This window comes from Pseudomonas eucalypticola (assembly GCF_013374995.1).
GTDB lineage: Bacteria > Pseudomonadota > Gammaproteobacteria > Pseudomonadales > Pseudomonadaceae > Aquipseudomonas > Aquipseudomonas eucalypticola.
In genome coordinates, this window is sequence record NZ_CP056030.1 from 892,501 (window position 1) to 918,626 (window position 26,126).

Here is a 26,126-nt window from a genome sequence, read left to right on the forward strand (position 1 = left end):
GTATGGAAGGGCCATCGCTCAACGGATAAAAGGTACTCCGGGGATAACAGGCTGATACCGCCCAAGAGTTCATATCGACGGCGGTGTTTGGCACCTCGATGTCGGCTCATCACATCCTGGGGCTGAAGCCGGTCCCAAGGGTATGGCTGTTCGCCATTTAAAGTGGTACGCGAGCTGGGTTTAGAACGTCGTGAGACAGTTCGGTCCCTATCTGCCGTGGACGTTTGAGATTTGAGAGGGGCTGCTCCTAGTACGAGAGGACCGGAGTGGACGAACCTCTGGTGTTCCGGTTGTCACGCCAGTGGCATTGCCGGGTAGCTATGTTCGGAAAAGATAACCGCTGAAAGCATCTAAGCGGGAAACTTGCCTCAAGATGAGATCTCACTGGAACCTTGAGTTCCCTAAAGGGCCGTCGAAGACTACGACGTTGATAGGTTGGGTGTGTAAGCGCTGTGAGGCGTTGAGCTAACCAATACTAATTGCCCGTGAGGCTTGACCATATAACACCCAAGCAATTTGCGTCGAATGACCAGATTGCGGTGTTGTGAAGATGATACGCACCGAAAGTTTGCAGTTCACAAATACTGTCACATACCCGATTCGCTGGAATGCCTGTCAAAGGGCATCCTGGCTACAGAATTTCTTGACGACCATAGAGCATTGGAACCACCTGATCCCATCCCGAACTCAGCAGTGAAACGATGCATCGCCGATGGTAGTGTGGGGTTTCCCCATGTGAGAGTAGGTCATCGTCAAGATTAAATTCCGAAACCCCCAGTTGCGAAAGCAGCTGGGGGTTTTGTCTTTCTGGCATTCGTGACGGCCACACCGCGCACCATAAGGCTTACTGCACAGATCGCGCCCACAGCATTATCAGACCCTTCCGGATTCTGCCCCTCGCTCTACATCTGGTAAGGTTCCTACCTGTCCAAATACCCAGCCAAGGAATCGCCCATGTCGGCCCATCCCTCTCTTACCCCAGGCTTCATGGTGGTTCACGGCAACCGCCTTGATGAACTGCGCAGTCTGGTGGTCAGCTGGATGCGCCGCTACCCCCTGGCCCCGTTGGAAAACGAAATCGCCCTGGTGCAAAGCAACGGCATTGCCCAGTGGTTGAAGTTGGCCTTGGCTGAAGATGCGCTCGAAGACGACCAGGGTGGCTGCGGCATCGCTGCCGCCATCGACGTGCAGTTACCCGGCAGTTTCATGTGGCAGTTGTATCGCGGGGTGCTGGGCAAGGACGAAATTCCCCAGGCTTCGCTGCTCGACAAGGCCCCGTTGACGTGGCGCCTGATGCGCCTGCTGCCGCAACTGATCGATCAGCCCCATTTCGAGCCCCTGCAGCGCTTCCTGACTGACGACAAGGACCTGCGCAAGCGGTATCAGTTGGCCGAACGCCTTGCCGACCTGTACGACCAATACCAGGTGTACCGCGCCGACTGGCTGGAAGACTGGGCCGCCGGCCGTCATCAGCTGCGCAATGTCCGCGGTGAAGCGAAAGCGCTTCCCGAAGCCAATTGCTGGCAAGCCGAGTTGTGGCGCGCATTGCTGCACGACGTTGGCGAACGAGGCATGGCCCAGAGCCGTGCCGGCGTACACCAACGTTTCATCGAGTGCATCAACAGCCTGGAAGCTGCACCACCGGGGTTGCCCAACCGTGTCATCGTGTTCGGCATCTCTTCACTGCCTGCCCAGGCGCTGGAGGCTCTGGCTGGACTGGCGCGGTTCAGCCAAGTGCTGCTGTGCGTGCACAACCCTTGTCGCCACCATTGGTCTGACATCGTCGCCGACAAGGATCTGCTGCGCCATCAGTACAAGCGCCAGGCACGAAAGCAGGGGATGCCCGCCATCATCGACGGCGAAGCATTGCATCAGCATGCACATCCGTTGCTTGCGGCCTGGGGCAAGCAAGGTCGCGACTATATCAACCTGCTCGATAGCTACGATGACCCGAGCAGCTATCGCGCGGCGTTTCGCGAGGGGCGCATCGACCTGTTCAGCGAGAGCGAGCCCGACACCCTGCTGGCCCAATTGCAGGATGACATCCTCGAATTGCGCCCCCTGGCTGAAACCCGCGCCACCTGGCCTGCGGTCAATCCCACCAAGGATCGCTCGGTCCGCTTCCATGTGGCCCACAGCCCGCAACGTGAAGTGGAGATCCTCCATGACCAGTTGCTGGCCCGCTTCAGCGCCGACCCGCATCTGCGACCCCGTGACGTTATCGTCATGGTCCCCGACGTAGACAGCTACGCGCCGCATATTCGCGCCGTGTTTGGTCAGCTCGATCGCAACGATCCACGCTTCATTCCCTTCACGCTCACGGACCAGAACCAACGGGGTCGAGACCCCTTGCTGATTGCCATCGAGCATTTGCTCAAGTTGCCGGACAGCCGCTTTGCGGTCAGCGAGATCCTCGACCTCCTGGATGTTCCCGCTCTGCGAGCCCGCTTCGGTGTGCAGGAGGGGGACCTGCCGACGCTGCATCGCTGGATCGAAGGTGCTGGTATTCGCTGGGGGCTTCACGCCGCGCAGCGTGCCGGGCTGGGCCTGCCGGAACAACTGGAGCAGAACAGCTGGCGGTTCGGCTTGCGGCGCATGTTGCTGGGTTACGCCGTCGGGGGCGGCCAGGGGTATGGCGGCATCGAGCCGTATGATGAGATCGGTGGGTTGGACGCGGCCCTTATCGGGCCCCTGGTCGGCCTGCTCGACGCGCTCGAAGTGGCCCATCAGGTGCTGTCGCAATCGGCGCAGCCTCAGGAGTGGGGGAAGCGGCTTCAAGGCCTGACCCAGGTATTCTTCCAGGCCAGCAACGAACACGACGACTACCTGCTGGTACAACTCGAAGAACTGCGCGAGCAATGGCTGCAAACGTGCGAATCGGTCGGCCTCGATGATCCGTTACCGCTGACCGTGGTTCGCGAGGCGTGGCTGGCCGGGCTTGATCAGGGCAAGCTGTCCCAGCGCTTCCTGGCCGGTGCCGTGAACTTCTGCACGCTGATGCCCATGCGCGCCATTCCCTTCAAGGTTGTATGCCTGTTGGGCATGAACGATGGCGATTACCCGCGGGCCCAGCCACCGCTGGATTTCGACCTGATGGGCAGCGACTATCGCCCAGGTGACCGCTCACGCCGCGAAGACGACCGTTACCTGCTACTGGAGGCGGTGTTGTCGGCGCGTGAGCAGCTGTACATCAGTTGGGTCGGCCGCAGTATTCGAGACAACAGCGAACGCCCGGCGTCTGTGCTGATTGGCCAACTGCGCGACCATCTGGCCAGTGGCTGGCAGCTTCAGGGGGCCTCGCAGGGTACGTCGCTCAACCCTGGCGAGCAATTGGTGCATGGCTTGACCCTGGAGCACCCCCTGCAACCGTTCAGCAGCCGCTACTTCCACGAAGGCAGCGGCCTGTTCAGTTTCGCCTCCGAATGGCGGGTGCTGCACGCCGACCAGGAACCGTTGTTCCAGGACGACCCGCTGCCGCCCCACGAACAGGACGAGCCCTTGGCGCTCACCCAGTTGCAGGACTTCCTGCGCAACCCGGTGCGGCATTTCTTCAGTCAGCGTTTGAAGGTGTTCTTTGAAATGGCCGAAGCACCGTTGGCCGACGAAGAACCGTTCGTGCTGGACGCGCTGGAGCGCTACACCCTCAGCGACCAGTTGCTGAGCACTGCCATGGCCGAAGCCAGTGACGTCGATCGTGCATTACAGGAACAGGCACAACGCATGCAGGGCAGCGGCCTGCTGCCCATGGCCGGTTTTGGCGAAAGCCTCCAGCAGGAGTTGATCGAGCCTTTGCCCGACCTGCTGCAACGCTACCATCAGTTGCTGGTACTTTGGCCAACCCCCGTCATCGCTGCCAAGCCCGTCAACTTCGAATACCAGGGGTTGCGCCTGGACGGCTGGGTCAGTGGCCTGCACCTGCGTGCCGACGGCAATCTGCTGAGTGTCACGGCCATCGCCAACGCCATTGGCGGAGCCCGTTCGCGCAAATGGCACCGCCTCACCCGGGCCTGGGTCAACCACTTGGCCGCCTGCGCGGTAGGCCTGCCGCTGACCACCGCCGTGGTCGCCAGCGACGATACCCTGGTGCTGGCCAAGCTCGCGCCTGACCAGGCCCGCGAAGTATTGGGGCATCTGTTGCTGGCCTGGCAACAGGGCATGCGTCGGCCACTGCCGGTTGCGGTGAAGACCGCGTTCGCCTGGCTGGCACAAGGGGACCCGGTCAAGGCCGACGCGGCGGCGCGCAAAGCCTACGAAGGCGATGGCATCACCAGCGATGGGGAGCGCCGCGAAAGCGTGGCCCTGGCTCGCCAATTTCCCGATTTCAATGCGTTGGTCGACAGTGAAGAGTTCGAGGGCTGGTGCGATGCCCTGTATCGCCCGATGTTCGAAGCCGGCTGGCGTTCCATCGATGCCGACGAGGCCCGCTCATGAACGACGATCGCAAGATGCCCCTGGCACTGGCATTCCCCCTGCGTGGCAGCCAGCTGATCGAAGCCAGCGCCGGCACGGGCAAGACCTTCACCATTTCGGCGCTGTACCTGCGCCTGGTATTGGGCCACGGGGGCGAGAGCGCCGGCTTTGGCCGTGAACTGCTGCCGCCGCAGATTCTGGTGGTGACTTTCACCGACGCTGCCACCAAGGAGTTGCGCGACCGCATTCGTACCCGCCTGGCGCAAGCCGCGCGCTTTTTTCGCGATGAAATGCCCAGCCCCGATGGCCTGATCGGCCAATTGCGCGGCGAGTTCCCCGAGGAGCACTGGGGCGCGTGCGCCAATCGGCTGGATATCGCCGCGCAGTGGATGGACGAAGCCGCCGTCTCGACCATCCACAGTTGGTGCCAGCGCATGCTGCGAGAGCATGCGTTCGACAGCGGTAGCCTGTTCACCCAGACCCTGGAAACCGACCATAGCGACCTGCTCGGCGAAGTGGTGCGCGATTACTGGCGGCGCTTCTGCTACGTCATGGAGGGTGAAACCCTGGCCTGGGTGCGCAGCCATTGGGGCAGCCCGGCGTCGCTGCTACCGCGCGTGCGTGCTTTGTTCGGTACACCGCGGCGTGGTGACGACCAGCAGGAGCCGGCCGACCTCATTGCCGCAGCCCTGACGGAGCGCAAGCAGGTGTTGCAGCGACTCAAGGCCCCCTGGGCGCAATGGGCGCAGGAGTTGCGCGCCATCTGCCTGGAGGCGGTGGCGGCGAAAGCCGTGGACGGGCGCAAGATGCAGGCCCGCTATTTCGAACCCTGGTTCGACAAGCTGGCAGCCTGGGCCAGTGATGAAAGCCTGGTCGAACTCGACATAGGTACGGGCTTTACTCGCCTGACCCCCGACGGCATGGCCGAAGCCTGGAAGGGCGACCCGCCACGCCACCCCGCCCTTGAAGCCATGGTGGGTTTGGCTCACGCCCTGGGTAGCCTGCCCACCCCCGATGCCGCCGTGCTCGAGCATGCGGCCCGCTGGGTAGGGGCGCGCTTCGAGGAAGAGAAGCGCCGCCGCGCGGAGATGGGGTTCGACGACATGCTGCTGCGCCTGGATGCCGCGTTGCAGGGGCCTGGCGGTGAGCGCCTGGCCGGGCTGATCCGCGAGCAGTTTCCGGTGGCGCTGATCGACGAATTCCAGGACACGGACCCGGTGCAGTACCGGATTTTCGAGAGCATCTACCACATCGAGGCCAACCAGCCCGACAGTGGCCTGTTCCTGATCGGCGACCCCAAGCAGGCCATCTACGCTTTTCGGGGCGCCGACATTTTCACCTACCTGCGCGCCCGCCAGGCCACCACCGGCCGCCTGCATACCCTGGGCACCAACTTCCGTTCAAGCCACGCCATGGTCGAGGCGGTGAACCATGTCTTCAAGGTGGGAGAGCAGCGCGAACTGGGCCGCGGCGCCTTCCTGTTCCGCCAGGGCGACGACAACCCCGTGCCGTTCCTGCCGGTGCTGGCCCAGGGCCGCAAGGAGAGCCTGAGTGTCGACGGCCAGGTGCCGGCGGCACTCAACCTGTGGCAATTGCAGACTGAAGCACCGGTGTCCGGTGCGGTTTATCGCCAGCAGCTGGCAGCAGTGTGCGCCAGCGTCATCGTCGACTTGCTCAACGGCGGCCAGCAAGGCCGTGCGGGCTTCACCCAGGCCGGTGAGCTGATGCGCCCGGTGATGCCGGCCGACATCGCCATCCTGGTCCGTGACGGCAAGGAAGCCCAGGCGGTGCGTGGCGAACTGGCGGCCCGCGGGGTGCGCAGTGTGTACCTGTCCGACAAGGACTCGGTGTTCGCCGCCCAGGAAGCCCATGACCTGCTCAGCTGGCTCAAGGCCTGCGCCGAGCCGGACGCCGAGCGCCCGCTGCGCGGTGCGCTGGCCACCACCACCTTGAACCTGCCCCTGGCCGGCCTGGCGCAATTGAACCAGGACGAACTGGCCTGGGAGCAGCGGGTCATGCAGTTCCGTACCTACCGCCTGTTGTGGCGTACCCAGGGCGTGCTGCCGATGTTGCGCCGGCTGCTGCACGACTTCCGCCTGCCCCAGACCCTCATGCAGCGCAGTGACGGCGAGCGGGTACTGACCAACCTGCTGCACTTGTCCGAACTGTTGCAACAGGCGGCCGGCGAGCTGGACGGCGAGCAGGCGCTGATTCGTCATCTGTCCGAGCACCTGGCCACTTCCGGGCAGGCCGGCGAGGAGCAGATCCTGCGGCTGGAAAGCGACGAGCAACTGGTCAAGGTGGTGACCATCCACAAATCCAAGGGCCTGGAATACCCGCTGGTGTTCCTGCCCTTCATCTGCTCGGCCAAACCGGTGGATGGCAAGCGGCTGCCGCTATCCTTCCACGATGACCAGGGTAACGTGCACATGACGCTCAGCCCCACGGCCGAGCAAGTGGCGCAGGCGGATGACGAACGCCTGGCCGAGGACCTGCGCCTGCTGTACGTAGCCCTGACCCGGGCCCAGCACGCGTGCTGGCTGGGCGTTGCCGACCTCAAGCGGGGCAATACCAAGGAGTCGGTGCTGCACCGCTCGGCGCTGGGGTACCTGCTGGGCGGCGGTCAACCCCTGGGCGAATCCCAGGCGCTGGCTATCTGGCTGCGTGACCTGCAGGCCGGATGTTCAGCCATCAGCGCCCAGCCCATGCCTGAAGCAGATACGCGGCACTATGTGGCACCGCGCAACGAGGCCAGCCTCCTGGCCGCCAAAGTGCCCAAACGCCGCGCGGCGGAGAACTGGTGGATCGCTTCCTACAGCGCCCTGCGTATCAGTGATACCGTCACACCGGGCACCGAGCAGGCTCCGGACAGCCCCCAGGCGCAGAAGTTGTTCGACGATGAGCGCCTGGACCCCGCAGCGCCCCGTGAAGCACAGGCCACCAGCGGCGACATCCACCGTTTCCCCCGTGGCCCGAACCCCGGGACTTTCCTTCACGGGCTGTTAGAGTGGGCTGGGCGCGAGGGGTTCGGTACGGTCGGCGCGCAGCCCCAGCTGCTGGTCGATACGGTGGCGCGGCGCTGCAACCTGCGCGGCTGGAAAGGCTGGATTCCCACGCTGGATACCTGGCTGCGGCACCTGCTGCAGGTCCCGTTGCAACTGGCCGAGGATATCGCGCCGGTCCGCCTCGCCGACCTGCAGCAGTACCAGATCGAAATGGAATTCTGGTTCGCCAGCCATCGCGTGGACGTCACCCAACTCGATCACCTGGTGCGTGAGCACACCCACGCCGGTGCGGCCCGCGCGCCCGCCGAGGGGGCCATGCTCAATGGCATGTTCAAGGGCTTCATCGACCTGACGTTCGAGCACCAGGGCCGGTATTACGTGACCGATTACAAGTCCAACTGGTTGGGCCCCGACGAAAGCGCCTATACCCAGGCCGCCATGGCCCAGGCCATTCTCGACCACCGTTACGACTTGCAATATGTACTCTACCTGCTGGCGTTGCATCGCCAGCTCAAGGCACGTTTGCCCGAATACGATTACGACCAGCATGTAGGGGGTGCGGTGTTCATCTTCCTGCGTGGCGTCCATGCGCCCAGCCAGGGGCTGGTGTTCGCTCGCCCACCGCGGGCGTTGATCGAGCGGCTCGACGAGCTGTTTCGGGGCATCGTCCGCCAGCCCGAGCCCATGGGCGATCTGTTCGAAGGAGAACCGGCATGAGCCGCACATTTGCCGACCTGCTGCCCACGGCGCTGGAAGCCCGAACCCTCACTGATCTGGCGCCGCTGCAGCGCGTGGATGATTTGCTGGCACTGCTCGACCGCTGGGCCGAGCGCGGCTGGCTGAGGTCGCTGGACAAGGCCTTCGTGGCCTTTCTGGCTGAGCGCGAGCCGGGCACCGACCCACTGGTGCTGCTGGCGGCGGCGCTGACCAGCCATCAATTGGGGCACGGTCATGTTTGCCTTGACCTGGGGCGCACCCTGCAAGAGCCGGATTTCGCCTTGTCGCTGCCACCTGAAGGCGATGCGCTGGCTGGCCCGGTGCTGCTGCCTTCGCAGTTGCTCAAGGACCTGCACGCCGAGGCCTGGCAGGCCACCCTGGCCGCCAGCAGCCTGGTCGCCCTGGCTGCCGACGACAGCGGCGAGCGCCCGCTGGTCCTTGCCGGTGAACGCTTGTACCTGCGCCGCTACTGGGCCTATGAGCGGCGCATCGACATCGCCCTGCGCAAGCGCTTGGCCGAACAGGAGGTCACGCCCCCGGATCTGCGTGAGCGTCTCGAGCAGTTGTTCGGGGCGCCCTCGGGTGCGCGCATCGACTGGCAGAAGCTGGCCTGTGCCCTGGCCACCCGCAGCGCCTTCAGCATCGTCACCGGCGGGCCCGGTACTGGCAAGACCACCACGGTGGTGCGCCTGCTGGCGTTGTTGCAGGCCCCCGCAGTGGAGGCGGGCGCGCCCTTGCGCATTCGCTTGGCCGCGCCAACCGGCAAGGCTGCCGCGCGCCTCACCGAGTCGATCAGTGCCCAGGTCAAACAGCTGGAAGTCGAGGCTGGCGTGCGGGACAAGATCCCCACCGAAGTCACCACGGTGCACCGCCTGCTGGGCAGCCGCCCGGGCACCCGGCATTTTCGTCACAACGCCGCCAACCCGTTGCCACTGGATGTGCTGGTGGTGGACGAAGCATCGATGATCGACCTGGAAATGATGGCCAACCTGCTGGGCGCCATGCCCGCCCATGCGCGCCTGGTACTGTTGGGGGACAAGGACCAGTTGGCTTCCGTGGAAGCAGGGGCTGTGCTGGGTGATCTGTGCCGCGATGCCGAGCTGGGTTGCTACAGCCCACAGACCCTGGCCTGGCTGGAACAGGTCAGCGGCGAGCCGTTGTCGGAAAGCGGCCTGCAGGTTGGCAGCGCCGAGGCCAATCCGTTGGCGCAGCAGGTGGTCATGCTGCGCCATTCACGACGGTTTGGCGAAGGCAGTGGCATCGGTCAGTTGGCCTTGCGGGTCAACCGCCAGGATGCCGAACAAGCGCGGGAGTTGCTGGACAGCGGCCAGTATCAGGACATTTTCCACCTGCTTCAGCAAGGCGAGAAAAACACCCGGCTCGACCGTCTGTTGCTCAATGGCCACGGCAACGACGGCCCGCGAGGCTACCGGCACTACCTGGGTGTCCTGCAGTCCCGCCGGCCGGCTCCGCGCACCGCTCTGGACAGCCCCGAGTGGGCGCGCTGGGCCAATGAAGTGCTGCAGGCGTTCGAGTCGTTTCAGTTGTTATGTGCCGTGCGCAAGGGGCCCTGGGGTGTGGAGGGCCTGAATCAGCGCGCGACCCAGGCCCTGACGTCCGCGCGGCTGATCGAAGGCGACCAGCCCTGGTACGAGGGGCGCCCGGTGCTGATGACCCGCAACGACTATGGTCTGGGGCTGATGAACGGCGACATCGGTATTGCACTGCGCCTGCCTGAAGGCGGCGCCTGGGATCGCCAAGTGCTGCGCGTGGCATTCCCGCGCAATGACGGCCAAGGCGGCGTGCGTTTTGTGTTGCCCAGTCGCCTCAACGACGTGGAAACCGTCTTCGCCATGACCGTGCACAAGTCCCAGGGCTCGGAATTCGCCCATACCGCCTTGATCCTGCCCGACGCCTTGAACCCGGTGCTGACCAAGGAATTGATCTACACCGGCATCACCCGCGCCAAGCAGTGGTTCACCCTGATCGAAACCCGCAAGGGGGTGTTCGAGGAAGCGGTACAGCGCAAAGTCAAACGTCTCAGCGGGCTGATGCTGGAGTAGCCTGGTCATGTCGCAGGCCGGACGCGGCGCGCTGTTCCCGAGCTGCGCCCGGCCCCACAGCGTCAACCCCGCCGGCGCGGCGCTTCACGAATTGCTCGCCATCCGCGTTGGCGTGTCCTCCGCCATCCCCATGAACCGCCGTACCCGCTCGGCGTCCGGGCCGTGGCGGATACCCTCGGGTGTGGCGTCCAGTTGCACGACACCGTTCTCCATGAACACCACCCGGTCGGAAATGGACATCGCGAACTCCATCTCGTGGGTCACGATCACCATGGTCATGCCTTCCCTGGCCAGGTCGGCGATCACCTTCAGCACATCACCTACCAGCTCCGGGTCCAGCGCCGAGGTGGGTTCATCAAACAGCATCACTTGCGGCTCCATGGCCAGCGCCCGAGCGATCGCCACCCGTTGCTGTTGCCCACCGGATAGCTGGTGCGGGTATTTGTTGGCGTGCGCCAGTAACCCGACCTTGTCCAGCAGCACGAACGCCTGCTGGCGGGTCAGTTGCTTGTCGCCACCGTGGTAAAGCGGTGCCAGCGTGATGTTGTCCACCAGGTTCAGGTGCGGAAACAGGTTGAAACCCTGGAACACCATGCCAATGTGCCGCACGCCCCGGCGCATCTGCGGGTTGTTCGGGCTGTCGCCGGCATGGATGTAGCTTTCGCCGAACAGCACGATCTCGCCCTGGTCGATGCTCTCCAGGCCATTGATGGTGCGGATCAGCGACGTCTTGCCCGAGCCCGACGGGCCGATGATCGACACCACCTGGCCGCACGCGATGTTCAGGTCGATACCCTTGAGCACCAGATGATCACCGTAGCGTTTGTGCAGGTTCTGCAGCTGCAAGGCGGGTGCGGTGCCTGGCGGCAGCGGCGGGCGAGGCGATACGGAGCGAAGCGCCAGGTTCTGCCGAAGCTGCGCCAACGGGTTGGCCGCCAAGGTTTGAGGCGTGCGCTGGTTGAGGTCCAGGTACCGCTCCAGGCATTGCAACAGCCAGCCGAACACACTGACGATCAACACGTAATACACCGCCACCGCGGCCAGGGTTTCCATCACCAGGAAGTTCTGTGCGTACAGGCGCTGGCCTACGGTCAGCAGCTCGGTCAGGGAAATCACCGAAATCAGCGAAGTCAGTTTCACCACGGTGATGTATTCGTTGATCAGGGTGGGGAGCGAGATGCGAAAGGCCTGGGGAATGACGATCAACCGCTGCAGCCCTAACGTGCCGATACCCAAGGCCCGGCCTGCTTCTTTCTGCCCCTTGTGCACGGAAATCAGGCCGCCACGGTGGATCTCCGCCATGTAGGCCGCTTCCGTGACCACCAGGGCGAACAGCCCGCAGTAGAAGGGGTTGGACAGCACGCTGCCGGTGACCGGAAACAATTGCGGCAGGTTGTAGATGAACACCACCAGGACCAGCAGCGGAATACTGCGAAAAAACCAGATGTACACCCCGGCCGGCACCCTGAGCCAGCGTTGGCTGGAGAGCTTGGCGCTGGCGAGGCCGAACCCCAGCACCATGCCGATGGCCCAGGCCAGCGCACTCAGCTCCACCACGGTGATGCAGGCCTGCCAAAAGGCCGGCATGGAAAACAGCGAGATAAAGTAAGACCAGTCGAATTGCATGGGCACCTCCCGCAGCCAGCCCATGGGGCCGGCTGGCTTCAGGGTCAGTTGGAGGCTTCTTCCAGGTTGTACTTCTTCAGGATCGCTGCGTATTCACCCGATTGCTTGCTTTGCGCCACGGCCTTGAGCAGTGCCTGGTAGGTCTCCTCGTTACCCTTTTTCACGTAGATGCCCAGGGTTTGCGGATATACCAGGTCCTGGGAGGTCACCACCACGCGGCCCTTGGTTTTCTCGGCGATCATGTGCGCAGCCCCGGCAATCTCTACCTGTGCCTGAATGTTTTTCGACAGCAGCGCCTGGGTGACTTCGGGCGCGGAGGGGTATTCGCTTACGGTGATAGCCCCCTTGTTGTTCGGCACGCAGTAGTCGGTGGAGAGCTTCTGGAACTGCGCGACCCAGGTAGTGCCCTGTTCCAGGCCTATCTTCAGGCCGCACAAGTCTTCCGGCGCGCCGGGCTTGAGAGGGCTGCCGGCGGGTACCATGATTGCCGCGCCCGTGCGGGCATAAGGAATGGTCATGGCCTGGGCCTGGCGTTCGGGGGTGATGTACATGCCGGAAATGATCGCGTCGTAGTGCCCGGCATTCAGGCCCAGGATCAGATTGGGAAACTTGGTGTCGACGAACTCGGCCTTGGCGTCCAGTTGCTTGGCAAGGGCATGGGCCAACTCCGGGTCGGAGCCCACCACGTTCTTGTCATTGTCGTAGGACTCGAATGGCGGGTAGGTGATTTCCATGCCTACCTTCAGTTGGCCTGGGGTAGCGGTGGTCGAGGCCAGGGCGGCACCGGCGCTCATCAGGCAGGCGGCTAGCAAGGTCAGGCGGGTCAGGTTGAACATGTATGCGCTCCAGGGTGGGGGAAGAATGGGCCGGCAGCCGTGTCAGGACGGCTGAACCTGTTTTTTCAGATGACCGAAACTCGAAGGCTTGCGGGCCTTGGCGGGTAGCTGCAGCTCACCGCTTTGCACACGCTTGCGCAGGTACTGGTAGGTCTGCAGCGCCTGGCTGTACATGTGTTCGCCGATGGCGATCTCTTCGTAATCCTGGGTGCCTTTGGCGAAGCGCGGCAGGGGTTTGATCTGGGTGTGGTAGTCGCAGGCGTAGAACAACGGAAAGGAATAGCGCTCCTGGCCGACCTTGCGTACCCGGTGGGCGGTGGCCACGAACGTGCCGGCGGTCATCACTTCCAGCATGTCGCCGATGTTGACCACGAACGCATCAGGGACGGGCGGGGCGTCGACCCATTCACCCAGGTTATTCATCACTTCGAGGCCCGGCTGGTCGGCCTGCAAAATGGTGAAGCACTCGTAGTCGGTGTGGGCACCAATACCCGGTGCGTCCGCGGCCTCGGCGTCGAAGGGGTAGTGAATCAGGCGCAGCTTCGACGGTGGGCGTGTCACCAGTGGGTCGAAATAGCCTTCATCCAGGCCCAGCGCCAGGGCAAACCCGTCGAACAGCTTGCGGCCCAACGCGAACACTGCGGCGTAGTAGGCCTGAACCGCCGTCTTGAAGCCTGGCACCGCGGGCCAGTGGTTGGGCCCCAGCAGCGGGGTCCTGGCCAGTACCAGCGGATCATCGGCCGGCACCTCGAAGCCCACATCGAAGGCCTCCTTGTGGTCGGGCTTGCCCTTGGAATAGACCTCCTCGCCTTCGGGGACAAAACCCTTGTGGGTATCCGACGCGCCGATGTAGTGCTGCATCTTCGCGTCCAGCGGTTGGGCGAAATAGTCCTGGGCGGCCTGGCGCAGGTTGTGGATAAGTTCGCGGGCGATGCCGTGGCCGGTGATATACAGGAAGCCAACCTCACTGGCTGCCCGGCCCAGTTGCTCAGCGACCGCCAGGCGGTGCTCCAGTTCGACGCTGAACAGCCCGGCGATATTCACCACCGGAATACTCGTGAAATTGGCCTTGGGCTCGGTATTGTTCATCAGGATTCCTCAGCGATGGGCACTACGAAAACGCTCGAAGTGGGCCCGCTCGGTGTGGGCCATCCACACGTTGAGCGACCACAGGTCGGCGACCGGGACGTTGGTGAAAGGCAGGTGATGCAGGTAGCCGTCGGCGCCAAACTCCGGCGTCAGGGTGCTGACCGTGTACCCGCGCTGGCGCTGGGCCTGCCAGATGGCTTCCCAATGGGTTTGGTGGAAGGCGAGTTCGCGCGCGTATTCCGGCGCGCCAGGGTGGGGAACCTGGGGCCCCTGGTCATAGCCGACCCGCGCCTGGATATGGTGTACCCGTTCGACGAAGGCACTGAGGTCATCCGCGGGGTCGTCGAGCAGGCGCTCGCAGGTGACCACCCAGTGGCTGATATCGCTGGTGAAGCGAAGCGCCGGCAATTGCCGGATCAGTTCCAGAGTGATCCATGGGTTAAATAGCGAGCGCGAGCGGTGAGTTTCGAAACTGAGGAACTGGCCATGCTTGTGGCCCAGTTCCAACGCCTGACCGAAGAAGTCTACTTGCTGCGCCAGCGGCCAGCGGTCATTGCCGGCCAGCACGTTGATAAAGCGCGGCGCCAGTTCGCCCGCCCATGCCAGCTTGCGGTCCAGGTCGTTCAGGTGGTCGGCTGGCAGGGCGGACTGTTGGGGCAGTACGTCATAGGCGGTGAAAAGAGTACAAATGTAACCCAGCGAGTTGGCCCGCAAAAACGCGGCCAGTTCGCCACGCTCGCGGGCCGCCAGCGGCAACCGCGCTTCCAGGCCGTCGAAGCCGGCGGCCTGCAGTTCTTCCAGGGCCTGGGCCCTGCTCGCGGTGTAGCCCCACAGGGTGCGGAATACTTCCAGCTTCATCAATGCTCCTCGTGCTACTCACAGGGCCCCGACGGCACGGGCCGGGGCATCGTTGGTGTGGGCAGTAGCAAAAGGGCACGCGGGTGGCCGGTTCTCTGCTGGAACCGGTCCGGTTGGATGAGCTGATCTTATGCAGGTCGTCGCTGCGCGAAGAATAGGAAAGCTTAAATCGATAGTTCAGAATTTCCACAACCAATAGGCGACTATTGATGCCTGATCGTCACCAGGGGCCTTTGAACTCCGCAGGGGCTATCTTGGCGCTGAAGCGGGCGTCGTGCCCTGCACGGTCGCTCAGGTAGGGGAAACCGTCCTCGACCAGGCGTCGAACCTTGCCGCCGTCAGCGCTGACCAGCGAGAGGTTGTCCACCTGCGAACCCGGTTCGGGCCGGGTCGCCCCCAACCCGTGTATTTCCCACAGCGGCGCATTAAAGGGGTTGAGCGTGTAAAGCCCCAGGTAGCCGTTGCGGCTCTTGTCCAAGGTATGGAACTGGAAAGGGTTGTTGTGCGCTGGCGGCTGGAATACCCGCAGGTTATAGCGATATCGCGGCGCACCGCAGCCCGTATTGCTGCGGTGGCAGGCAAACCAGAAATACAGGCTCACCAGCCTGCCGGCCACCTCGTCGAGGCCTAGCGCGATGCGCTTCATGCCCGAAAAGGTATCGCCCGCACTGCAATAGACCCAGCCATTGTCCAGGGCGGTGGGGGCCTGATCCAGGTAGGTCGCGCTCAGGCCATGCGGCTCAGGTCGGCCGTTGGGCAGTGTCCAATGCAGCGATGCATAGAAACTGAGTTCGGGTATCAATTCTTCAGGCATGGAACGTTCCTTGTTCACGTTTGGGAGGCCCAGGCTAACGTAGGCAGCCGCAGCCGAAAGCCTAATTAGATATCCCGGTTCCTAGTCGGCAAACCGAAGCGTCGGGTTCTCCCCGAGCAGAAACGGTCCATTCAACTCAGTCACTTCCCGAATGTAATCCCACAACAGGTTGATCCGCTTCAACTTGCGCAGATCTTCCCGGCAATACATCCAGAACTGCCGCGTTACGCTGATCTCGCCCGCCAGCACGGGCACCAGTTCGTTGGCCTGGGCCGCCAGAAAGCACGGCAGTATCGCCATGCCCCGGCCCTGGCGTGCGGCGACGTACTGGGCGATGACGCTGGTGCTGCGCAGGTTGGCGCTGGCCTTGGGCAGCAGGTTGGCGAGGTACAGCAACTCGGCGCTGAACGCCAGGTCGTCGACATAACTGATGAAGCGGTGGCCCGCGAGGTCGCGGCTATGGCGGATCGGCGGGTGGCGGTCCAGGTAGTCCTGGGTGGCATACAGTTGCAGGCGGTAGTCGCACAGCTTGCAGCACACATAGGGGCCATGCTCTGGCCGTTCCAGGGCGATGACGATGTCTGCCTCGCGTTTGGACAGGCTGATGAAGTGCGGCAGCGGCAGGATATCGATGCTGATGGCTGGGTAGCGGTCGATGAAATGGCTCAGTTGCGGGGTAATGAAGAAGCTGCCAAAGCCTTCGGTGCAGCCCATGCGTATGTGCCCCGACAACGCTACCCCAGACCCCGAGACTTGTTCACAGGCCATGTGCAGGGTGCTTTCGATAGCCTCCGCGTAGCCCAACAGGCGCTGCCCTTCAGCCGTGAGAATGAAGCCGCTGGTGCGCGACTTCTCGAATAGCAGGGTGCCCAGCGCTGCCTCCAGCGAGGTGATGCGTCGCGACACGGTGGTGTAGTCCACGCCCAGGCGCTTGGCGGCATTGCTGGCTTTTCGGGTACGCGCCACTTCGAGGAAGAACTTCAGGTCATCCCAGTTCAGGGCGCCCAGGGAGGTGATGTTTTTTTGCATGTTGGACCGGCTTTTATCCGCGTTCTTGTTAGATGTTTGCACATCTATACTCCAAGACAGAGCCATCACGCCATGCACAAAAACAATTACGCGGAGGTCTTGATGAACGTTTCTGTAACTGCCGGTATCCAGACAGTCAAGCTGCTGATCGACGGCGAATGGGTTCAGTCCCAGGCCAGTGAATGGCGCGACATCGTCAACCCGGCCACCCAGCAGGTGCTGGCCAAGGTACCCTTCGCCACCCAGGCCGAAGTGGACGCGGCAGTGGCGGCGGCGCAAAAAGCCTACGTCGGTTGGCGCAATACCCCGGTGGGCGCGCGCATGCGCATCATGCTCAAGTTCCAGGCGCTGATCCGCGAGCACAGCAAGCGCATCGCCCAGACCCTCAGCGCTGAACAAGGCAAGACCCAGGCTGACGCCGAAGGCGATATTTTCCGCGGCCTGGAGGTGGTGGAGCACGCCTGCTCCATCGGCAGCTTGCAGATGGGCGAGTTCGTGGAGAACGTCGCTGGTGGTGTCGACACCTACACGCTGCGCCAGCCCATCGGCGTGTGCGCAGGGATCACGCCGTTCAATTTCCCGGCGATGATCCCGTTGTGGATGTTCCCCATGGCCATCGTCTGCGGCAACACCTTCGTGCTCAAGCCCTCCGAGCAAGACCCGCTGTCCACCGTGCAACTGGTGGAGCTGGCGCTGGAAGCCGGCGTCCCGCCGGGCGTGCTCAACGTGGTGCACGGCGGCAAGGATGTGGTGGATGCGCTGTGCACCCACGCCGACATCAAGGCGATTTCCTTTGTCGGTTCGACGGCGGTGGGCACCCACGTCTACAACCTGGCCGGCCAGCACGGCAAGCGCGTGCAGGCGATGATGGGGGCCAAGAACCATGCCGTGGTGCTGCCCGACGCCAACCGTGAACAAACCCTCAACGCGCTGGTGGGCGCGGCCTTCGGCGCGGCGGGCCAACGCTGCATGGCGACCTCGGTGGCGGTGCTGGTGGGTGCGGCCAAACAATGGTTGCCGGAGCTCAAGGCGCTGGCGCAGAAACTCAAGGTCAACGCTGGCAGTGAGCCGGGCACCGACGTCGGGCCGCTGATTTCACGCCAGGCCAAGCAGCGGGTGCTGGGCTTGATCGACAGCGGCGTGAAGGAGGGCGCCATTCTGGAGCTGGATGGCCGCGAGGTGAACGTACCGGGCTTCGAACACGGCAATTTTGTCGGGCCGACGCTGTTCTCGGGGGTGACCACGGACATGCAGATCTACACCCAGGAAATCTTCGGCCCAGTGCTGGTGGTGCTGACCGTCGATACCCTCGACGAGGCCATCGCCCTGGTCAACCGCAACCCCTTCGGCAACGGAACGGGTCTGTTCACCCAGAGCGGCGCCGCGGCGCGCAAGTTCCAGAGCGAGATCGATGTCGGCCAGGTGGGCATCAACATCCCGATTCCGGTGCCAGTACCGTTCTTCAGCTTTACCGGTTCGCGTGGCTCCAAGTTGGGCGACCTGGGCCCGTACGGCAAGCAGGTGGTGCAGTTCTACACCCAGACCAAGACGGTAACGGCGCGCTGGTTCGACGATGACAGCGTCAACGACGGCGTCAACACCACCATCAACCTGCGCTAGGAGTCGGCCATGAACATCGCATTTATCGGCCTGGGCAACATGGGCGCGCCCATGGCGCGCAACCTGCTCAAGGCAGGGCATCACCTGTACCTGTTCGACCTGAACAAGGCCGTGCTGGCGGAACTGGCCGCCATGGGCGGCACCATCAGCACCTCGCCCAAGGACGCCGCGCAAGCGGGGGACCTGGTCATCACCATGCTGCCGGCGGCCGCCCATGTGCGCAGCGTCTATCTGAATGAGGATGGCGTGCTGGCGGGGATCCGCGCCGGCACGCCAGCGGTGGATTGCAGCACCATCGACCCGCAGACAGCCCGCGATATCTCCACGGCGGCGGCGCAGCAGGGCGTGGACCTGGGCGATGCGCCGGTGTCCGGCGGCACCGGTGGCGCGGCGGCGGGCACGCTGACGTTCATGGTCGGTGCTTCGGCGGCGTTGTTCGACACCCTGCACCCGGTGCTGGCGCAAATGGGCCGCAACATCGTGCACTGTGGCGAAGTGGGCACGGGGCAGATCGCCAAGATCTGCAACAACCTGCTGCTGGGGATTTCGATGATCGGGGTGTCGGAGGCCATGGCCCTGGGCAATGCGCTGGGCATCGACACCGGCGTGCTGGCGGGGATCATCAACAGTTCTACGGGGCGGTGCTGGAGTTCGGACACCTATAACCCTTGGCCCGGCATCATCGACACCGCGCCGGCGGCACGGGGTTACACCGGGGGGTTCGGTGCCGAGTTGATGCTCAAGGACCTGGGCCTGGCCACTGAAGCCGCCCGCCAGGCCCACCAGCCGGTGATCCTCGGCGCGGTGGCCCAGCAGTTGTACCAGGCCATGAGCCTGCGCGGCGAAGGTGGCCTGGACTTCTCGGCCATCGTGAAGGGCTACCAGAAGCCCTCCTGAAACCCCTGTGATCCGTCAGGGCGCCAGGCAGTCCACCAGCGCCCGGGCATGGCCAGGCAACGTGTCGAAATCGGCGCTGCACAGTAACAACCGCCGCGCCGCCCAGGGTTCGCGCAGGGCCCGGCCGGAAAACCGCAGCGCCCCCTGACAGCGATGTACCGCCGCTTGCGGCACGATACCCACGCCGGCGCCGGCAGCAACCATGCGCACCACGCCATCGAAGCCTTCGGCGCGGACCCGCACCTGCAGGCGTCGGCCGCAGCGCAGCGCCTGCTCCTCGACCAGAATACCCAGGGCATTGGTCGCCGCCAGGGCCACATGGCCGTGGGCGAGGCTGTCGATGAAGGTGGCGTCGGGGCGCGCGGCCAGGGGGTGGTCGGGGGGCATGATCAGCATCAACGGGTCATCGCGAAACGGCCGGGTCTGCAAACCATCCGTGTTCACCGCGTCGGAGATGATGCCCAAGGGGGCGGCACCCTGGCGCAAGGCCTGGGTAATGCGCAGGCTGGGCCATTCCTCGACATCCAGGTCGACACTGGGGTGGCGCTTGAGGAAGTCGCCCAGCAGTTCGGGCAGGTATTCGGTCAAGGCGGCGGTGTTGCACAGCAGTCGGATCTGGCCTTGCAGGCCCTGGGCATACTGGGCCATGTCGAATTGAAGGTGGTCTACCTGGCGCAGCACCCGCCGGCTGTGTTCGCCCAGTGCCTGGCCGGCAGCGGTGGGCCGCACGCCACGGCGGTTGCGCTCGAACAGGGCGATGCCCAGCGACGCCTCCAGGGCACGAATACGCGCGCTGGCCGCGGCCAGGGACAGGTGGCTGCGCTGGGCACCGGCGGTCATGTTGCCGCTGTCCAGGGTATGCAGGAAAAGCCGCAGGTCAGTGAGGTCGAAGTGCATGTCAGGCTCCAGCCTCAATCCTTGCAAGAGGCTGAATCAGTATATGGCAGATTTTCAACCGCCTGGGCGCCGTGCACCATGACGGCATGAATACTTTGTTTGCGCTGTATCAGGAAATGGGCTGGGGCTTGTCGCTGCTGGTGCTGGCGACCTTCCTGCTGGCAGGCACCGTCAAGGGGGTGATAGGCCTGGGGCTGCCGACCGTGTCGATGGGTTTGCTCGGGCTGGCTATGGCTCCGGCGCAGGCTGCGGCCTTGCTCATCGTGCCGTCGACGTTCACCAACCTCTGGCAATTGATGCTGGGCGGCCACCTGCGCAGGCTGCTCCTGCGCCTATGGCCGATGCTGCTGGCGATATTCGTCGGCACTGCAGCGGGCAGCCTGTGGCTGGGCATCGATGGCGGCCCTTGGGTGGTTCGGGCGTTGGGCGCGGCGCTGGTCCTGTACTGCCTGTGCGGACTGTTCCTGCCCACCCTGCGGGTGCCGCGCAAGCATGAACGCTGGCTGGGACCGCTGTGCGGCGTGCTGACCGGTATCGTCACCGCTGCCACCGGGGTCTTCGTCATGCCGGCGGTGCCTTACCTTCAGGCCCTGGGCTTGAGCCGGGACGAACTGGTGCAGGCACTGGGCCTTTCCTTCACGGTCTCGACCGTGGCGCTGGCGCTGGGCTTGCTGTGGCACGGACAATTGGGTGGTGGCGCACTGGGCGCCTCGTTGCTGATGCTGCTGCCGGCCCTGCTGGGCATGCAGTTGGGGCAGTGGTTGCGCCAGCGCATCAGCGCCGTGGTATTCAAGCGGGTATTCTTCGTCGGTCTGGCGCTGCTGGGCACACACCTGCTCATCAATGGCTGAAGGCCTGCAGCGCCTGCCTGGGTGGTAGCGCTTACGCCACCGCGCTGGACGGGCTGAGCATTTCAATGCGCTGGAATTCGAAGTCCACTTCCAGGTATTCCATGCGCTGCTCGGCGAAGGCAGCCATGTGCGGCAGCGCCGAATGCACGTCCAGGTCCGCCTTGGTGGCCCAGATTTCATAGAACAGAAACAGGGTGGGGTCGTTCAGGTCGCGCAGCATGTGGTACTCGATGCAGCCGGGCTCACTCCGACTGGCCTGCACATGCCCCAGGAACAGTTGGTGGAAGGCGTCGGCCATGTGCGGCTTGGTCTTGGCCTTGACGATAAAACCATATTGCTCGGTCATGGGGTTTCTCCGGATAGGGTGGCCTATAGTCTACCGGCAATAATAAGTTCGCATTCGTGCATCCATGGCAAATGTATTTTGCCCTGGCGTGGCTTACTCCGCCCGCGTGAGGCCGGTAAAGTGCGCTCCATTCCTTTACCGAGACCTTTTCCATGAAAAAGATTCTGTTGCTCAATGGCGGCAAGCAATTCGCCCATTCCGCTGGCCGCTACAACACCACCCTGCACGAAGCCGCCGTGGCTGTGCTCGACCATGCCGGGTTCGACCTGAAGACCACTTTCATCGACGGTGGTTATGACGTTGGTGAAGAAGTGCAGAAATTCCTCTGGGCCGACGTGATCATCTATCAGATGCCGGGCTGGTGGATGGGCGCGCCGTGGACCGTGAAGAAGTACATCGACGAAGTCTTCACCGAAGGCCACGGCAGCCTGTACGCCAACGACGGCCGCACCCGCTCCGATGCCTCGCAAAAGTACGGCAGCGGTGGCCTGGTGCATGACAAGCGCTACATGCTGTCGCTGACCTGGAACGCCCCGCAGCAAGCGTTCGACGACCCTACCGACTTCTTCGAGGCCAAGGGCGTTGACGCGGTGTATTTCCCGTTCCACAAAGCCAACCAGTTCCTGGGCATGAGCGGCCTGCCGACCTTCCTGGCCGTGGACGTGATGAAGCGCCCGAACATCGAGGCCGACGTCGAGCGCTACAAGGCCCACTTGGCCCAAGTGCTGGGTTTCAACCTGTAAAAAGCCGGCCCACAGGGTAAAGTACATGACCAGTGTGGGCGCCGCCCTGTCGGCCAGCTTTTCAGGAAAAACCAGGTTGAAAGCCAGATCCGACGAACTCCAGGTATTCATCTCGGTCATCGAGTGCGGTTCCATCTCGGCGGCCGCCGAACAGGTCGGCCAGACCCCCTCGGCTATCAGCCGAACCCTGTCGCGGCTGGAAACCAAGCTCGATACCACCCTGATCAACCGAACGACCCGGCGCATGGACCTGACCGAAGAGGGCAAGTATTTCTTCGAGCGCGCCAAGCAGATCCTGCAGCAAATGGAATAGCTGGAAGAGCGCCTGGCCCTGCGTCATCAAACCCCTTCCGGCCGCCTGCGGGTCAATGCCGCCGCGCCGTTCATGCTGCATGCCATCGTTCCCCACATGGGGGAATTTCGCGCACGTTTCCCCGATATCAGCCTGGAGTTGAACACCGACGACCTGTTGATCGACCTGCTGGAGCAGAGCACGGACGTGGCCATCCGCATCGGCGTGCTGGCGGACTCCACCTTGCACGCTCGCCTGTTGGGCCGCAGCCCATTGAACATTCTCGCCAGCCCCGAGTACCTTCGCCGCCGAGGCACACCGCTGCAAGTAGAAGACCTTGATGAGCACAGCCTGCTGGGCTTCACCCAGCCCGACCACCTGAACCAGTGGCCGCTGCGCAATGCCGACGGCGACCGCTGGCCGGCCAGCCCGAGCCTGTCCGCTTCCAGCGGCGAGACCCTGCGCCAGCTGGCGCTGGCCGGCGAGGGCATCGCCTGCCTGTCCGACTTCATGACCCGCCATGACATCGACCAAGGCCGCCTGGTGCCGCTGCTGGCCCAAGCCAACAGTGGCTACCGCCAGCCGATCCACGCGGTGTACTACCGCAACTCGCAGTTGGCCCTGCGCATCCAGTGCTTCCTGGATTTCATGCAGGAAAAGCTGGCCCCCTATGCACACCCGCAAACGTGAACAGCGGTGCGTCTTTGCCAATGTAGGGGTTGAATCCTTGCCCTTCATGAGCCTAACTGTTGCCTCGAACCCATAACAACAGTAAGGACACCCGATGCGTATTGTGTTGTTCAAGACCCTTGCCCTGAGTGCCGCCATCTTCGCCAGCACCCCTTCCTGGGCCGCATTGCTGGACCATGGCGCGGTGGCGGCCCCCGACCAATACGGCGCCAAGGTAGCGGCGCAGATCCTCAAGAAAGGCGGTAACGCCGTCGACGCCGCGGTGGCCACGGCCTTCACGCTGGCCGTCACCTATCCCGAGGCCGGCAACCTGGGGGGCGGTGGGTTCATGACCCTCTACGTCAAGGGCAAACCCTACTTCCTCGACTACCGTGAGACCGCGCCAAAGGCCGCCAGCCGCGACATGTACCTGAACGAAAAAGGCGAGGTCATCGAAAACCTCAGCCTGGTGGGCGCCAAGGCCAGCGGCGTGCCCGGCACCGTGCTGGGGCTGTGGGAGGCGCACAAGCGCTTCGGCAAGTTGCCCTGGGCCGAGCTGCTGACCCCGGCCATCGGCTATGCCAAGGAAGGTTTCACCGTCGCCGACAAACAGTTCCAGTACCGCCAGGACGCGCTCAAGCTGTTCAGCGGCAAGACCAACTTCAACGACTACTTCGGCACCATGAAGCCCGGGCAGACCTTCCGCCAGCCAGAACTGGCGCAGACCCTGGAGCGTATCGCCGACCAGGGCGCCAAGGACTTCTACCAGGGCAAGACCGCCGACCTGCTGGTGGCGCAGATGCAGGCCGACCAAGGCCTGATTACCAAACAGGACCTGCAGGACTACAAGGTCAACTGGCGTGAGCCGCTGCACATCGATTGGCGCGGCAACATCATCTATACCGCGCCGCTGCCCAGTTCCGGCGGTATCGCCCTGGCCCAGTTGCTGGGCATCAAGGACATCCGCAAGGACGATTTCAAGGGCGTGGCCCTCAACTCCGCGCGCTATATCCACCTGCTGGCCGAAATCGAGAAGCGCGTATTCGCCGACCGCGCCAACTACCTGGGCGACCCGGACTTCAACGACGTCCCCGTCAACAAGCTGATCGCCCCGGCGTACCTGCTCAAGCGCGCGGATGAAGTCAATCCCACCGCCATCTCGGCCACCGATGACGTCAAGCCTGGCCTGGAAGCCCACCAGACCACGCACTTCTCCATCGTCGACCATGACGGCAACGCCGTCAGCAACACCTACACCCTCAACTGGGACTACGGCAGCGGCGTCGTGGTCAAGGGCGCGGGCTTCCTGCTCAACGACGAGATGGACGATTTCAGTTCCAAGCCAGGCGTGGCCAACTCGTTCGGTGTGGTAGGCGGCGACGCCAATGCCATCGAACCGGGCAAGCGCATGTTGTCCTCCATGAGCCCCACCCTGGTGACCCGTGACGGCCGGGTCACCCTGGTGGTCGGCACGCCGGGCGGCTCGCGGATCTTCACCTCCATTTTCCAGGTGCTCAACAACGTGTACGACTACCAGTTGCCGCTGACCAAGGCGGTGGCAGCCCAGCGCGTGCATCACCAGTTGTTGCCCAAGGACACCCTTTACTACGACAGCTTCGCGCCGTTGACCGGGCCGGTTGCCGATGAGCTCAAAGCCATGGGCTACACCCTGGAAGACCAGGGCTGGGAGATGGGCGACATCCAGGCCATCAAGGTCACCGGCAAGAAAGTCGAAACCGCGTCCGACCCGCGCGGCCGTGGCGTTGGCTTGCTGGCCAAGTAGGCAGCGGCTTCGCGCCGGGGCCGCGGCCCCGGCGGGAAGTTCATGAATTTCCCCCGGTACTAGCGGTAAGATGGCCCTTTTTCAGCCATTGGGCCGGGCAGTCAGCCGGCAAACCAGGAATGCCCATGAAACGCGTCGCCCTTGCCGTTGCCCTCGCAGCCATCGCTGCCTGCGCCCACCAGCCCGCGCCAGCGCCTGCTGCCCCCGTGGCCAAGGCCCAGCCGACGCTGAAGGTGCCCACACCCGTGGACAAAGGCAACCAGCTGATGTTCGACATGGTCAAGCGCACGCCGCTGAGCAACAGCGTGATGCGTGACGGCGACCAACTGAGCTTCATGGTGCTGCGCGCCAAGGACGATACCTTGCGCCAGGATATCGCCATGCAGATCCAGGCGTCTTGCGTCGAGCCATCGGCCAGGTTGATGTACATCGATGGCGGCAAGCGTTCCTACGTGAAAAGCCAGGACGGCCTGTACATGCCCGCTGTGCGGATGCGCAAGGACGTGGCCGAAGCGCTGCTGAAAAACCCTGATTTCGTCGAGGCCTGCCGCAACACGCCCAAGCCGGACTGGCGTGTGGTGCGCACCGCCGCCAACGGTCAGCAGACCCTGATCGACCGCAACAGTCTCAAACCCCAAGGCGACAGCCTGCGTTTCTGGACCGCCTGGGACGAGCCGGTGACCACCTTCGACCTGCCGTACTACGCGCCCATGGCGCAGAAACGTGAGTACGTGGCCGTGGACTGCAAGCAGCAGACCCTCAAGGTACTGTCCGGTTTTGACCTGGACGAGCGCAACCGCGTGACCGATGGCATCATCCACTTCGTGCCCCAGGCCGAACCGCTTGCCGGCGATGTGGATAACCGCGCCACCTACAAGGCCGTATGCGCCAGCCCCGAAGCGCTGGCGGAGCTACCCGTGTTCAGCCCGCGCCTGAAGGCGCCCCTGGCCGGTCCATACCCTGGCGTGATGGCCTTGCCGCTGGCCGCCATCAAAGCGCTGAACATGCCGGCCGCGCACAAGGCGCTGAACTACCTGGCCGAAACGGGTACCGCCAACGGCCCCAACGGCCCCGTGCCGCTGGACGTCGAAACCTTCCTGCAACGCGACGCTGCCAGCGGGCAGTTGGCCGTGCGCTCGCGCAGCGACAGCTTCGACAGTAGCGAGATTTCCTTTCGTGGCCTGTTCTCGTTGGCCAGCAAGACCACGTTCCATGGCCTGGACACCGTGTTTGAAAGCAGCGCAGTGATCGACGCGCAGTTCCATGGCGACTGGCGGGCGATGCCGGTGGGCGGCACCCTGGGCCTGAACCTGGACACCAGCGCCGTCAGTGCCAACGCCGGCGCCGTCATCACCCGCACCACGGTGCAATGCGCCATCAAGGGCGAGGGCAGCGCCAGCAAGGTCAACCCGCGCTTGAGCGGCCAGGCCAAACTGTTGCGCTGCACCGTGGACAGCGACAAGCATCAGAGCGTCGATACCCTTTACTACTTGGAAGACTACGGTTACTTCTATCAGTCGGGTACCGACAAGAACGACCATTACTACAGCGAGCGCCAACTGCGCACGGTGCATTGATCTG

17 protein-coding genes, 2 rRNA genes and 1 pseudogene (1 of these 20 running past the window's edge) are annotated in these 26,126 nt (G+C 63.7%); 12 read left to right on the top strand and 8 right to left on the bottom strand.

What is annotated here, in order from left to right; genetic code table 11:
• From HWQ56_RS04075 to recD, 5 genes are all read left to right on the top strand, one after another.
• Positions 1 to 500 (top strand): 23S ribosomal RNA (locus HWQ56_RS04075) (it extends 2,393 nt beyond the left edge of the window).
• A 142-nt stretch (positions 501 to 642) separates the two neighbouring features.
• Positions 643 to 758, top strand: a 5S ribosomal RNA gene (rrf, locus tag HWQ56_RS04080).
• A 196-nt stretch (positions 759 to 954) separates the two neighbouring features.
• Entirely contained in the window at positions 955 to 4,431 is a 3,477-nt protein-coding gene (gene recC, locus HWQ56_RS04085) for an exodeoxyribonuclease V subunit gamma (protein ID WP_176569845.1), read from the top strand.
• A complete protein-coding gene (gene recB / locus HWQ56_RS04090; protein ID WP_176569846.1) occupies positions 4,428 to 8,132 on the top strand; it encodes an exodeoxyribonuclease V subunit beta in 3,705 nt (1,234 codons plus the stop codon). Before recC ends, recB begins: the two co-directional genes overlap by 4 nt.
• The gene (gene recD, locus HWQ56_RS04095) at positions 8,129 to 10,195 is read left to right on the top strand and encodes an exodeoxyribonuclease V subunit alpha (protein ID WP_176569847.1); all 2,067 of its coding nucleotides are present in this window, start codon (positions 8,129 to 8,131) and stop codon (positions 10,193 to 10,195) included. The genes recB and recD overlap by 4 nt, the downstream gene beginning before the upstream one ends.
• Positions 10,196 to 10,279: 84 nt before the next feature.
• Here the strand turns inward: recD and HWQ56_RS04100 are convergent, their stop codons facing one another.
• The 6 genes from HWQ56_RS04100 to HWQ56_RS04125 form a co-directional block, all read right to left on the bottom strand.
• Positions 10,280 to 11,821: an amino acid ABC transporter permease/ATP-binding protein gene (locus tag HWQ56_RS04100; protein WP_176569848.1), complete on the bottom strand. Its 1,542-nt coding sequence runs from the start codon at positions 11,819 to 11,821 to the stop codon at positions 10,280 to 10,282.
• Between the two features lie 44 nt (positions 11,822 to 11,865).
• Positions 11,866 to 12,657 carry an ABC transporter substrate-binding protein gene (locus tag HWQ56_RS04105; RefSeq protein WP_176569849.1) on the bottom strand — a complete coding sequence of 264 codons (792 nt, stop codon included), beginning with the start codon at positions 12,655 to 12,657 and terminating at the stop codon, positions 11,866 to 11,868.
• A gap of 42 nt (positions 12,658 to 12,699) precedes the next feature.
• A complete protein-coding gene (locus tag HWQ56_RS04110) occupies positions 12,700 to 13,746 on the bottom strand; it encodes an isopenicillin N synthase family dioxygenase (RefSeq protein ID WP_176569850.1) in 1,047 nt (348 codons plus the stop codon).
• A gap of 9 nt (positions 13,747 to 13,755) precedes the next feature.
• Complete coding sequence (locus HWQ56_RS04115) at positions 13,756 to 14,604, bottom strand: sugar phosphate isomerase/epimerase family protein (protein WP_176569851.1); 849 nt, start codon at positions 14,602 to 14,604, stop codon at positions 13,756 to 13,758.
• Positions 14,605 to 14,824: 220 nt separating this feature from the next.
• Positions 14,825 to 15,418, bottom strand: a complete 594-nt coding sequence (locus HWQ56_RS04120) for a hypothetical protein (protein ID WP_158153588.1) — start codon at positions 15,416 to 15,418, stop codon at positions 14,825 to 14,827.
• Positions 15,419 to 15,499: 81 nt separating this feature from the next.
• Positions 15,500 to 16,447 (bottom strand): LysR family transcriptional regulator, encoded by a 948-nt coding sequence (locus tag HWQ56_RS04125; protein ID WP_209008699.1) that lies wholly within the window; start codon positions 16,445 to 16,447, stop codon positions 15,500 to 15,502.
• A gap of 102 nt (positions 16,448 to 16,549) precedes the next feature.
• Here HWQ56_RS04125 and HWQ56_RS04130 point away from each other — a divergent pair, with 102 nt between their 5' ends.
• Positions 16,550 to 18,067: a CoA-acylating methylmalonate-semialdehyde dehydrogenase gene (locus HWQ56_RS04130; protein WP_176569853.1), complete on the top strand. Its 1,518-nt coding sequence runs from the start codon at positions 16,550 to 16,552 to the stop codon at positions 18,065 to 18,067.
• Between the two features lie 9 nt (positions 18,068 to 18,076).
• Entirely contained in the window at positions 18,077 to 18,964 is an 888-nt protein-coding gene (mmsB, locus tag HWQ56_RS04135; RefSeq protein WP_176569854.1) for a 3-hydroxyisobutyrate dehydrogenase, read from the top strand.
• 15 nt (positions 18,965 to 18,979) lie between these two features.
• Here mmsB and HWQ56_RS04140 read toward each other — a convergent pair whose 3' ends face one another.
• Positions 18,980 to 19,861, bottom strand: a complete 882-nt coding sequence (locus tag HWQ56_RS04140) for a LysR family transcriptional regulator (RefSeq protein ID WP_176569855.1) — start codon at positions 19,859 to 19,861, stop codon at positions 18,980 to 18,982.
• Positions 19,862 to 19,947: 86 nt separating this feature from the next.
• On the opposite strand from HWQ56_RS04140, the gene HWQ56_RS04145 reads away from it, so the two are divergent.
• Positions 19,948 to 20,712, top strand: a complete 765-nt coding sequence (locus HWQ56_RS04145) for a sulfite exporter TauE/SafE family protein (RefSeq protein ID WP_176569856.1) — start codon at positions 19,948 to 19,950, stop codon at positions 20,710 to 20,712.
• Between the two features lie 31 nt (positions 20,713 to 20,743).
• Here HWQ56_RS04145 and HWQ56_RS04150 read toward each other — a convergent pair whose 3' ends face one another.
• A complete protein-coding gene (locus tag HWQ56_RS04150) occupies positions 20,744 to 21,058 on the bottom strand; it encodes a putative quinol monooxygenase (RefSeq protein WP_176569857.1) in 315 nt (104 codons plus the stop codon).
• 152 nt (positions 21,059 to 21,210) lie between these two features.
• Between HWQ56_RS04150 and mdaB the strand changes: the two genes are divergently transcribed.
• The 4 genes and pseudogenes from mdaB to HWQ56_RS04170 all read left to right on the top strand — a co-directional run bounded on the left by mdaB (position 21,211) and on the right by HWQ56_RS04170 (position 26,122).
• Entirely contained in the window at positions 21,211 to 21,801 is a 591-nt protein-coding gene (gene mdaB / locus HWQ56_RS04155; RefSeq protein ID WP_176569858.1) for an NADPH:quinone oxidoreductase MdaB, read from the top strand.
• Positions 21,802 to 21,877: 76 nt separating this feature from the next.
• Positions 21,878 to 22,783: pseudogene (locus HWQ56_RS04160) on the top strand (LysR substrate-binding domain-containing protein).
• Positions 22,784 to 22,877: 94 nt separating this feature from the next.
• Positions 22,878 to 24,545, top strand: a complete 1,668-nt coding sequence (gene ggt / locus HWQ56_RS04165) for a gamma-glutamyltransferase (RefSeq protein ID WP_158154084.1) — start codon at positions 22,878 to 22,880, stop codon at positions 24,543 to 24,545.
• A 125-nt stretch (positions 24,546 to 24,670) separates the two neighbouring features.
• Positions 24,671 to 26,122, top strand: a complete 1,452-nt coding sequence (locus tag HWQ56_RS04170) for a hypothetical protein (protein WP_176569859.1) — start codon at positions 24,671 to 24,673, stop codon at positions 26,120 to 26,122.
• The last annotated feature ends 4 nt before the right edge of the window (positions 26,123 to 26,126 follow it).

Coding starts and splice junctions, on each gene's coding strand:
- HWQ56_RS04140 (WP_176569855.1), bottom strand. CDS start 19,861: ATGCACTTCGACCTCACTGACCTGCGGCTTTTCCTGCATACCCTGGAC.
- HWQ56_RS04120 (WP_158153588.1), bottom strand. CDS start 15,418: ATGCCTGAAGAATTGATACCCGAACTCAGTTTCTATGCATCGCTGCAT.
- recC (WP_176569845.1), top strand. CDS start 955: ATGTCGGCCCATCCCTCTCTTACCCCAGGCTTCATGGTGGTTCACGGC.
- HWQ56_RS04105 (WP_176569849.1), bottom strand. CDS start 12,657: ATGTTCAACCTGACCCGCCTGACCTTGCTAGCCGCCTGCCTGATGAGC.
- HWQ56_RS04100 (WP_176569848.1), bottom strand. CDS start 11,821: ATGCAATTCGACTGGTCTTACTTTATCTCGCTGTTTTCCATGCCGGCC.
- HWQ56_RS04125 (WP_209008699.1), bottom strand. CDS start 16,447: ATGCAAAAAAACATCACCTCCCTGGGCGCCCTGAACTGGGATGACCTG.
- HWQ56_RS04150 (WP_176569857.1), bottom strand. CDS start 21,058: ATGACCGAGCAATATGGTTTTATCGTCAAGGCCAAGACCAAGCCGCAC.
- mmsB (WP_176569854.1), top strand. CDS start 18,077: ATGAACATCGCATTTATCGGCCTGGGCAACATGGGCGCGCCCATGGCG.
- recB (WP_176569846.1), top strand. CDS start 4,428: ATGAACGACGATCGCAAGATGCCCCTGGCACTGGCATTCCCCCTGCGT.
- HWQ56_RS04115 (WP_176569851.1), bottom strand. CDS start 14,604: ATGAAGCTGGAAGTATTCCGCACCCTGTGGGGCTACACCGCGAGCAGG.
- ggt (WP_158154084.1), top strand. CDS start 22,878: ATGCGTATTGTGTTGTTCAAGACCCTTGCCCTGAGTGCCGCCATCTTC.
- HWQ56_RS04170 (WP_176569859.1), top strand. CDS start 24,671: ATGAAACGCGTCGCCCTTGCCGTTGCCCTCGCAGCCATCGCTGCCTGC.
- HWQ56_RS04110 (WP_176569850.1), bottom strand. CDS start 13,746: ATGAACAATACCGAGCCCAAGGCCAATTTCACGAGTATTCCGGTGGTG.
- mdaB (WP_176569858.1), top strand. CDS start 21,211: ATGAAAAAGATTCTGTTGCTCAATGGCGGCAAGCAATTCGCCCATTCC.
- recD (WP_176569847.1), top strand. CDS start 8,129: ATGAGCCGCACATTTGCCGACCTGCTGCCCACGGCGCTGGAAGCCCGA.
- HWQ56_RS04145 (WP_176569856.1), top strand. CDS start 19,948: ATGAATACTTTGTTTGCGCTGTATCAGGAAATGGGCTGGGGCTTGTCG.
- HWQ56_RS04130 (WP_176569853.1), top strand. CDS start 16,550: ATGAACGTTTCTGTAACTGCCGGTATCCAGACAGTCAAGCTGCTGATC.